The 9870-nt window shown below is 61.6% G+C and carries 9 protein-coding genes; 5 read left to right on the top strand and 4 right to left on the bottom strand.

What is annotated here, in order from left to right:
- Nucleotides 1-328 precede the first annotated feature (328 nt).
- From LN996_RS22600 to LN996_RS22585, 4 genes are all read left to right on the top strand, one after another.
- On the top strand, nucleotides 329-952 hold the full coding sequence (locus LN996_RS22600) for an ATP-dependent Clp protease proteolytic subunit (RefSeq protein WP_231343320.1): 624 nt from the start codon (nucleotides 329-331) through the stop codon (nucleotides 950-952).
- Nucleotides 953-991: 39 nt separating this feature from the next.
- Nucleotides 992-1651 carry an ATP-dependent Clp protease proteolytic subunit gene (locus LN996_RS22595; RefSeq protein ID WP_026542391.1) on the top strand — a complete coding sequence of 220 codons (660 nt, stop codon included), beginning with the start codon at nucleotides 992-994 and terminating at the stop codon, nucleotides 1649-1651.
- A gap of 182 nt (nucleotides 1652-1833) precedes the next feature.
- Nucleotides 1834-3123: an ATP-dependent Clp protease ATP-binding subunit ClpX gene (gene clpX, locus LN996_RS22590; protein WP_144651484.1), complete on the top strand. Its 1290-nt coding sequence runs from the start codon at nucleotides 1834-1836 to the stop codon at nucleotides 3121-3123.
- Nucleotides 3124-3203: 80 nt separating this feature from the next.
- Nucleotides 3204-3833 carry a DsbA family protein gene (locus LN996_RS22585; protein ID WP_308102754.1) on the top strand — a complete coding sequence of 210 codons (630 nt, stop codon included), beginning with the start codon at nucleotides 3204-3206 and terminating at the stop codon, nucleotides 3831-3833.
- 8 nt (nucleotides 3834-3841) lie between these two features.
- Here LN996_RS22585 and LN996_RS22580 read toward each other — a convergent pair whose 3' ends face one another.
- Both LN996_RS22580 and valS read right to left on the bottom strand, forming a co-directional pair.
- Nucleotides 3842-4717, bottom strand: coding sequence for an Fpg/Nei family DNA glycosylase (locus LN996_RS22580; RefSeq protein WP_231343318.1), 876 nt, complete (start codon nucleotides 4715-4717; stop codon nucleotides 3842-3844).
- Between the two features lie 355 nt (nucleotides 4718-5072).
- Nucleotides 5073-7694, bottom strand: a complete 2622-nt coding sequence (valS, locus tag LN996_RS22575) for a valine--tRNA ligase (protein ID WP_231343317.1) — start codon at nucleotides 7692-7694, stop codon at nucleotides 5073-5075.
- Between the two features lie 72 nt (nucleotides 7695-7766).
- Here valS and LN996_RS22570 point away from each other — a divergent pair, with 72 nt between their 5' ends.
- Nucleotides 7767-8546: an SDR family oxidoreductase gene (locus tag LN996_RS22570; RefSeq protein WP_231343315.1), complete on the top strand. Its 780-nt coding sequence runs from the start codon at nucleotides 7767-7769 to the stop codon at nucleotides 8544-8546.
- A gap of 9 nt (nucleotides 8547-8555) precedes the next feature.
- Here the strand turns inward: LN996_RS22570 and LN996_RS22565 are convergent, their stop codons facing one another.
- Together LN996_RS22565 and LN996_RS22560 are read right to left on the bottom strand one after the other, a co-directional pair.
- Nucleotides 8556-9605: an endonuclease/exonuclease/phosphatase family protein gene (locus LN996_RS22565; RefSeq protein WP_231343313.1), complete on the bottom strand. Its 1050-nt coding sequence runs from the start codon at nucleotides 9603-9605 to the stop codon at nucleotides 8556-8558.
- A gap of 74 nt (nucleotides 9606-9679) precedes the next feature.
- On the bottom strand, nucleotides 9680-9870 hold a 191-nt coding region (locus tag LN996_RS22560; RefSeq protein ID WP_374202243.1), incomplete at its 5' end, for a hypothetical protein.

The following is a 9870-nucleotide window of genomic DNA, read 5'->3' as shown; positions in this document are numbered from 1 at the left end:
TCCGCGCGGGCCCCCCCCCCCCCCCCCCCCGCGCGCCCCCCCCAAAACCCCGGGGGGGCGGCCCCCCCGCGCCCCCACCCCCCCCCCCCCCCCCCGTCAAGTACTCCCCACCCCCTTCCCCCCCCCCCGCAGCCCCCCCCCGGGGGCCGGTTTGCTTTTAAGGCTGAACATTGCTGCCGAGCGTAGACGTGCGCCGTCAGCGAACAGCGCGATTCCGGCGAACAAATCACCCCGGAAAACAGTTAGTGTCCAAGTAGTGAAGTTCAGTGAGGTCACTGGCACCAGCGAGAGGTAAGTACTTATGTCACAGCAATCAGAGGCTCCCCGGATGGCAACTGTCGATCCCGCAGCCCAGAACAACTACATCTACAACCGCCTGCTGAAAGAGCGCATTATTTGGCTCGGCTCTGAAGTCCGTGACGAGAATGCCAACGCCATTTGCTCCCAGCTCCTCCTCCTCTCGGCCGAAGACCCGGAGAAGGACATCTACCTGTACATCAACTCCCCGGGTGGGTCCGTGACGGCCGGCATGGCCATCTACGACACCATGCAGTTCATTCCGAACGACGTCGTCACAGTCGCAACGGGCTTGGCTGCCTCCATGGGCCAGTTCCTCCTGTCGTCCGGCACCAAGGGCAAGCGTTACGCCACGCCCAACGCCCGCATCCTGATGCACCAGCCCTCCGGCGGCATCGGCGGCACGGCCTCGGACATCAAGATCCAGGCTGAACTGATCCTGCACATGAAGAAGGTCATGGCGGAACTTACGGCTGAGCAGACCGGTCAGTCCGTAGAGACCATCCTCAAGGACAATGACCGCGACAAGTGGTTCACGGCCCCCGAGGCGTTGGAATACGGCTTCTTCGACAAGATCTCGGCGCACGCCGGTTCTGTTGCCGGTGGTGGCGGTACGGCCAACCAGTCGGGCGCAGAGTCGAACTCCGAAAACTAACCGGCACCAAGAACCACTGAAACCCCAGGAGTAAAGAACATGAACTACAACTTCGGATGGTCTGCCGGTAATCTCCCGTCCAGCCGTTACGTCCTGCCCCAGTTCGAGGAACGCACACCTTACGGCTTCAAGCGCCAGGACCCGTACACCAAGCTGTTCGAGGACCGCATCATCTTCCTCGGTGTCCAGGTTGACGACGCCTCCGCCGACGACATCATGGCCCAGTTGCTGGTCCTTGAGTCAACGGACCCGGACCGCGACATCACCTTGTACATCAACTCGCCAGGCGGCTCATTCACGGCCATGACGGCCATCTACGACACCATGCAGTACATCCGTCCGGAGATCCAGACGGTATGCCTGGGCCAGGCCGCCAGTGCAGCTGCAGTTCTGCTCGCTGCGGGTACCCCGGGTAAGCGACTGGCGCTTCCGAACGCACGTGTCCTGATCCACCAGCCGGCTCTGTCCGGTGGCCAAGGTGGGCAGGCCTCCGACCTTGAAATCCAGGCGGCTGAAGTCATGCGCATGCGCACCTGGCTTGAGGACACTCTGGCGCACCACTCGGGCCGTACTTCCGAGCAGGTCAACAATGACATCGAGCGCGACAAGATCCTCACGGCGGCGGACGCCCTGAGCTACGGTCTCATTGACCAGGTTCTGGACTCCCGCAAGATCAAGCCCCAAGCAATCTCCCGGTAGCACACGGAATTCGACGCCGGTGCGGTTCGCGAAATATGGACCGCACCGGCGTTCTGTTTCCACCCAAGCAGCCCATTGTGACCTAGAGTGGATGTTGTCACGGTGGTGCCAGCCGCGGCTTGGCCGCACACTTGATGACGGCGCGGAGCCGCATCACCCGCATGCAACGAAGGGATTCCCACATGGCTCGGATTGGCGAGAGCACGGATCTGCTGAAGTGTTCTTTCTGCGGAAAGAGCCAAAAGCAGGTACGGAAGCTGATTGCCGGGCCCGGTGTCTACATCTGCGATGAATGCATCGAGCTGTGCAACGAGATCATCGAAGAGGAACTCGCTGAAGTTTCCGATCTCGGCAGTTTCGAACTGCCCAAGCCCCGTGAAATCTTCGACTTCCTGCAGGAATACGTCATCGGTCAAGAACCGGCCAAGCGGTCGTTGGCGGTGGCAGTCTATAACCATTACAAGCGCATCCAGGCAGGCCACGCACCCAAGACCGGGAGCCTCGGTGAGGGATCACACCACGAGGACGTGGAGATCGCAAAGTCCAACATCCTCCTGATTGGCCCCACGGGTTGCGGTAAGACCTATTTGGCCCAGACGCTGGCCCGGCGCCTTAACGTCCCCTTCGCCGTAGCCGATGCGACCGCCCTGACAGAGGCCGGTTATGTCGGTGAAGACGTCGAGAACATCCTGCTTAAGCTCATCCAGGCCGCTGACTACGACGTCAAGAAGGCCGAGCAGGGCATCATCTACATTGATGAGATCGACAAGATCTCCCGGAAGAGCGAAAACCCGTCGATTACCCGTGATGTGTCCGGCGAAGGTGTGCAGCAGGCACTCCTGAAGATTCTTGAGGGAACCGTTGCGTCAGTGCCCCCTCAGGGAGGCCGTAAGCACCCGCATCAGGAGTTCATCCAGATCGATACCACCAATGTCCTCTTCATCGTTGCCGGCGCCTTTGCAGGCCTCGAGGACATCATTGGTTCACGGTCCGGGCGCAAGGGTATTGGATTCGGCGCGCCGCTCAACGAAGCCCGTGACAATGTGGACACCTACGGCGAAGTAATGCCTGAGGACTTGCTGAAGTTCGGCCTCATCCCAGAGTTCATCGGCCGCCTCCCTGTCATCACTACGGTGTCCAACCTGGACCGGCCTGCCCTGATCCAGATTCTGTCCACTCCCAAGAACGCATTGGTGAAGCAATACCAGAAGATGTTCCAGTTGGATGGCGTTGACCTGCAGTTCGACGACGACGCCTTGGACTCCATCGCGGATCAGGCGCTTGAGCGCGGTACCGGCGCCCGTGGCCTCCGGGCCATCATGGAAGAAGTGCTGCTGCCGGTCATGTTCGATCTCCCCAGCAGGGATGACATCGCCACCGTGGTCATTACGGCCGACGTCGTAGCGAAGAAGGCGCAGCCGACCATGATCGCCCATGACGTCGTAGCCAAGCGCCGGAATAAGTCGGCCTAGCCTTCTGTTGGCCTAAGCAAGGAGCGGTTCCGCTGGGACCGCCTGCTTGCCACGTTTCCCACCCTTCCGAGGAGTTCCCTGTGCCCGATCAGATCGTGTCCGAAGAAACCGTCAACAAAGCCGATTTCTGGTTTGATCCTGTCTGCCCGTTTGCTTGGATCACCTCGCGCTGGATCGGCGAAGTGGAGCAGGTCCGGGGGATCCAGACCGAGTGGCATGTCATGAGCCTTTCCGTCCTGAACGAGGGCCGCGACCTTCCGGCCGATTACAGGGCGATGATGGATGACAGCTGGGGTCCGGTCCGCGTGATTATTGCCGCCCAGGAATTGCACGGCAGCACGTACGTCAAGCCGCTGTATGACGCCATGGGGGAGCAGATCCACCATGAGGGCAACAAGGACCGTGCTTCGGTGATCCAGAAGGCCCTTGCCGAGGTCGGCCTGCCCGCCGACCTGGCACGCTTTGCGGACTCGGATGAGTACGACGCTCACTTGCGCACAAGCCACGAGGCGGGGATCTCTTTGGTGGGGCAGGACGTAGGCACCCCCGTCGTGGCCTTCAATGGAACGGCGTTCTTCGGTCCCGTCCTGACGCGTATTCCGCGCGGCGAAGAGGCAGGAAACATCTGGGACGCCACCGTCACTCTGGCCGGATACCCGCATTTCTTTGAGTTGAAGCGCAGCCGCAGCGAAGGCCCGGAATTCAACTAGCCCAAACGCTACTTCAGGAAACGCGAAGTCCGGCGGTCGGCCAGTATCTTCCCGTTGGTCTGGCAAGTGGCGCAGTATTGCAGGGAGGTGTCCGCAAAGGACACCTCCCTTACTGTGTCACCACACACCGGGCATGGAAGCCCGGTCCGGGCATGCACCCGGAAGTTGCTGCGCTTGGTGTCCTTCAGTTCGCTGGACGGCTTGCCCGCGGCTGCGTTGACGGCTCCTACCAGAACCTCCTGCATGGCCGCGTAGAGCCGTGCGACTGTCTGTTGGTCCAGCGACTTGGCGCTGGCGAAGGGAGAGATTTTTGCGGCGTGCAGGATTTCGTCACTGTAGGCGTTGCCTATGCCGGCAATGACGCCCTGGCTCCGAAGCAATCCCTTGATCTGCTGTGAACTGGATCCAAGGATCGTCGCCAGGGCATCAAGGTCGAAGTCGGGACTGAGTGGCTCCGGGCCCAAGGTTGCTATCCCCGGGACGTCCTGGGGATCACGCACCACGTAGATTGCCAAACTCTTCTTGGTTCCGGCCTCCGTCAGGTCGACACCGATGTGGGCATCATCCGCGGGTCGGTGGAGTAGGAGCCGTGCTGAGATGTTGCTTTTCCCCATTCGCAAGCCGGCCGAGGAGGGATGTTCCGTGTAGCGGACCCACCCTGCCTTCGCCAGGTGGAACACGAAAAACAGGCCGTCGACGTCAACGCAGACGAACTTCCCGATGCGTCGGACACCTTGAACAGTCCGGCCTTCCAGGGCGGAATAGGGAGGATCCGCAGTCTTGAGTGCTGAGAAGGAATTGATACGGACCTCGGTCAGCACAGCTCCATGGAGTTGGGTGTCCAAATACATGCACAGGCCGTGCACTTCTGGGAGTTCCGGCATGGACAATACTTTGCCACAGGTAGGACCTGGGCCGCAGGAGAACTACAGGATTGTAGTTCGTCCGGAAGCCTTGTGCATCTCCGTCGGCAGGACAACAATGGTTCTTACCCACTTCGAAAGAAGAGGGACACGGAAACCAAAGATTCAGTGATATGCAACCAACGCAGCCTTTGGCAAAGTTGGAAGCAAGCTACCAGTGACGAGGTAGGAAGACCTGAAATTCCAAGGATTCCGCCAGACTGTCAAGGCGTCACCAGACAGCCGAAAAGTCGAAGCCCCACCAACGGCAAAACGCTGATGGGGCTTCCCCTTTTCCCAAAAACTGTTGGGCTCTTGAACTCCGGCCGCCGGAAGGCTAGGACGCGGGCGTTTCCTCGGCCGGTGCCAGGACAACATCGCTGACTGTCAGCTCACCTTCGCCGGACTGGAGCGTGATCTCCTGCGCGTTGGCGGCAGCCTTCAAGTCACCGAGGCCGGCCTTCAACTGGGCGACCAGGACCTCCGAGGCGGTGATGGATGCAGACAGGACCTCTGTGCGCTGCTTGACCTTGGCCTCTGACTTTGCCTTGCGGATACCGCTGAGCGCAATGCCCACAGTGCCCAGCATGGTGGTGTCGCCGTCGGTGATTTCCAGGGCGGCGGGCCACTCTGCACGGTGGACGGAGCCTGTGCGCCACCAGCCCCAGACCTCTTCAGTGGCGAAGGGCAGGAACGGGGCGAACAGGCGCAGGAGCGAGTCGAGGGTTGTTGCCAGCGCTGCCAGAACGGAAGCCTGCTCGGTCTCGCCTGCGGCACCGTAGGCACGGTCCTTGATCAGCTCAACATAGTCGTCTGTGAACTGCCAGAAGAACGACTCGGTGATCTGGAGCGCGCGGGCATAGTCGTAGTTTTCGAACGCCTTGGTGGACTGGGCGACGACGTCGGACAGTTGCGCGAGCAACGCACGGTCCAGCGGATTGGTCAGCACCGAGAGGTCGCCGGACACGACAGAGTTCTCGGTGGCGCCAAGGTTCAGCACGAACTTGGAGGCGTTCAACAGTTTGATCGCTAGACGGCGGCCAATCTTCATCTGGGCGATCTCGTACGCTGTGTCAGCGCCGAGCTTGGCCGATGCTGCCCAATAGCGGACAGCGTCTGAACCGTACTCGTTGAGCACATCGGTCGGCACCACAACGTTGCCCTTGGATTTGGACATCTTCTTGCGGTCAGGATCCAGGATCCAGCCGGAGATGGCAGCGTGCTTCCACGGAGCATTCTTCTGCAAGGCGTCGGCCCGGACGGCCGAGGAGAACAGCCAGGTGCGGATGATGTCGTGGCCCTGGGGACGGAGGTCGAAGGGGTAGACCTTGGAGAACAGGTCTTCGTCACGGCTCCAGCCACCGACAATCTGAGGAGTCAGCGAGGAGGTGGCCCAGGTATCAAGGACGTCGGCATCGCCCGTGAAGCCGTTGGCCTGGTCACGCTGGGATTCCTCGAACCCTGGTGCGGCATCCGCGGCAGGGTCCACAGGCAGCATTTCGTCCGACGGCAGGATGGGGTTGTCGTAGTCCGGATTGCCTTGGGCATCCAAGGGATACCAGACGGGGATGGGCACGCCGAAGAAGCGCTGGCGGGATACAAGCCAGTCGCCGTTCAGGCCGGCAATCCAGTTCTCGTAGCGGGAGCGCATGAATGCCGGGTGGAAGGTGATTTCCTGTCCACGGCCGATCAGGCGTTCACGGCGTTCTTCGTCGCGGCCACCGTTGCGGATGTACCACTGACGGGAGGTAACTACCTCGAGGGGCTTGTCGCCCTTCTCGAAGAAGTTCACCGGGTGCATGATCTTCTTCGGTTCGCCATCCAACAGCTCCGCTGCCTTGAGCAGTTCAACCACGGCTTCCTTTGCGGAGAAAGCGGTCTTGCCGGCGATCGCGGCGTAGGCTTCCTTGCCGGCGTCGGTGGTGATCCAGTCAGGGGTCTCAGCGATGATGCGGCCGTCGCGGCCCATGATGGCGCGCGTGGGCAGCTGCAGTTCACGCCACCAGGTGACGTCGGTCAGGTCACCGAACGTACACACCATGGCGATGCCGGAGCCCTTGTCAGCCTTGGCGAGCGGGTGGGCCTTGACCTCGAGCTCCACATCGAACAGCGGGGACTTCACAGTCTTGCCGAACAGCGGCTGGTACCGCTCGTCGTCGGGGTTGGCTACCAGGGCTGCACAAGCGGCGAGCAGTTCCGGACGAGTGGTCTCGATGAAGATCTTTTCCCCGTCTTCGGTGAAGAACGGGTAGCGGTAGTAGGCGCCGGCAACTTCGCGGTCCTCAAGCTCAGCCTGCGCTACAGCAGTGCGGAACGTGACATCCCACAGGGTGGGTGCTTCAGCCATGTATGCATCGCCGGCAGACAGGTTGGCCAGGAAGGCCCGCTGGGACACTGCGCGGGAGGTGTCGTCGATGGTGCGGTACGTCAGGTCCCAGTCCACGGACAAGCCAAGGGTCTGGAACAGGTTCTCGAAGACTTTCTCGTCCTCAACGGCGAGTTCCTCGCACAGTTCGATGAAGTTCTGGCGCGAAACGACGTCGAAATCGCGCTGGTTCTTGGCGGGCTGTGCAGGCGGAGCGTAATCGGCCTTGTAGGGGATGGCGGGATCGCAGCGCACACCGTAGTAGTTCTGGACCCGGCGCTCGGTGGGCAAGCCGTTGTCGTCCCAGCCCATCGGGTAGAAGACATTCTTGCCCGTCATGCGCATGTAGCGGGCCTGGACGTCGGTCTGGGTGAAGGAGAACATGTGGCCCACGTGGAGCGAGCCGGATGCCGTAGGCGGGGGAGTGTCGATCGAGTAGACCTGCTCCCGGGTGGTGTCCGGGTTGAACTTGTAGGTTCCTTCTTCCAGCCAGCGCTGCGTCAGGGCAGTCTCAAGGCCTTCAAGGGCCGGCTTGTCGGGAACGTTGATGGGGGCGGTGGCGGGCGTGTCTGTACCCTGCGTTGATTCAGCCATGGACCAATTGTTTCATGGCCTGGCGTTACAGCCCGCCGCGGGAGGACTCCACGCCCCCGATAAGGTGGTGCCATGACTTTGGCAGCGCAGAACACCCCCGCAGGACAGAACAAGACGGCCGTCGTTACCGGTGCCAGCACCGGCATAGGCGAAGCGACCGTGAGGGCTTTGGTCTCAACCGGATGGACGGTCTTTGCCGTTGCCCGTCGGGCTGAAAGGCTCGGTGCCTTGGGTGCCGAAACCGGTGCGGTTCCGTTCCCGGCAGACATCACGGACGACGACGACGTTGCAGCGTTGCTCGCGGCCGTCACCAAAGCCGGGGGTGCTGACACGCTGATCAACATCGCCGGCGGCGCACGGGGCGCGGACACCATCGCGAACGCAGACACAGAGGACTGGGAGTGGATGTACCAGGTCAATGTCCTGGGCACCATGAAGATTACCCGCGCTTTCCTGCCCATGCTCCGGCAGCACGGTGAAGGTACGGTCCTGAACCTCACATCAACGGCCGGGCTCTCGGCCTACGAGGGAGGTGCCGGCTACAACGCGGCGAAATTCGCCCAGCACGCCATGACCAATGCCCTGCGCCTGGAAGAGGTGGGCAACAACATCCGGGTCATTGAGGTGGCTCCCGGGCTCGTGCACACCGAGGAATTCGCCCTCAACCGGCTGGGTGACAAGGACGCTGCCGCGAAGGTCTATGCAGGCGTTGAGAAGCCTTTGACTGCCGCAGACGTCGCGGACGTCGTGAAGTACGCCGTCTCCCTGCCGCATCACATCAACCTTGATGAAATCGTGGTCCGACCGGTCGCCCAGGCAGCCAACCACAAGTTGGTTCGCAAGGAGGGCTAAGGACGGCAGTTAGTTGGCGGGGATGCCCAGTGTCGCCATGATGGCTGCGTGATCGCTGCCGGGCACCTCGTGAACGGAGTAGTTGCTGTTGCTGATCCGGGGCGTCGTGACTATATGGTCGATGACGATTCCCGGCAGCGGCGGCCCCTCCATGGGCCACGTGGCGGAGAACCGTCCGTTGGAGGCCGTCCCGACATCCACGAGTTTCGATCCACCCTGTGGTGCGCCCGCCAGTCCGGAGTCCAACAATTCCCTGAACTCGGAGTGATCAAACGTCGAGTTGTAGTCGCCCACCAGGAGTTGGTTCCCGGGACGTGAAGCCTGGCGGGCCACCTTCATGAGATCGCTGCGCCACTGGGCGATCCGCTCGTCAACCGGCGGAAGCGTGTGGACATTGGTAAGACTCAGCGTGGCCTTGGAACCAGTCCCGGAGTCCGCCAACAGTACGCGCGTGACATCCATTCGGAACGGCGTATCAGGCAAGAGCCCCGCCGCTTCCAGCGGAAATACGGAATAGACCGCACCCCCGGACGCGTCATCATGGGGTTCGCTCACCAGATTGGGCAGAATTTTTTCCAAGCCCTCCGAACGAAGGCGGTCCTCCAGCCCCTCAGTGTGTTCCTGAAGGGTCAGCAGTTGAACGCCGTTGTCACGGACAAGCCCCACTATGGTGGCAGCGTCTGCCTCGCCATACTCGGTGTTGAGGCTCATGACCTTCACGGAGACGGAGGCAGTCCCTGGAGGCAATGGCTGCACGCGTCCGGTGTCCAGCGGAAACAGCCAGTACAGCTGCACAGCCAGCAGGGCCGCCGTCGTGATGATCACCCACAGGCGACGACCCAGGGCCGCCAGAATCACTGCCAAGGCCGCAGGCACCACCATCCAGGGCGTGAAGGACAAAAGTTGCACCACGATCAGGGGCCACTCCGCTGGGATTGCCCGGAACATCGATACCCCCGCAACTGGCAACACAACCAACAAGGCGAGCACAGACCACGCCAAGGATGCCCGTCGCCTCGGAGGGCGGGCGTCAGGGATGGCCGGAGCGGGGTGCGTCATGGGGTCGAGTCTATGCATCCCGCGCCGGTCCGGACCCCATCCGGAGGATGAACTCCCGGGCGTGATGACTCATGTCAAGATGCTCGCGAAAGTGTTGTGCGTGCCTCAGTTATTTCTGCTCGCGTGATTGAGGCTTCCAGAGCCTGTGTTTTCTCGGCGGCGAGGGCGATGAGCTGGGTTTGGATTCTGGTGATGCCGCGGGTGAGTTCGGCCGGGTTGGTGGTCTCCATTAGTTCGGCAAGTTCGGTCGCTTTGGCCTCGGTGA

The sequence above is a fragment of the Arthrobacter sp. AK01 genome (assembly GCF_021109375.1).
In the GTDB taxonomy this organism is placed as follows: domain Bacteria; phylum Actinomycetota; class Actinomycetes; order Actinomycetales; family Micrococcaceae; genus Arthrobacter.
This window is presented reverse-complemented; position numbering and strand designations above follow the sequence as displayed.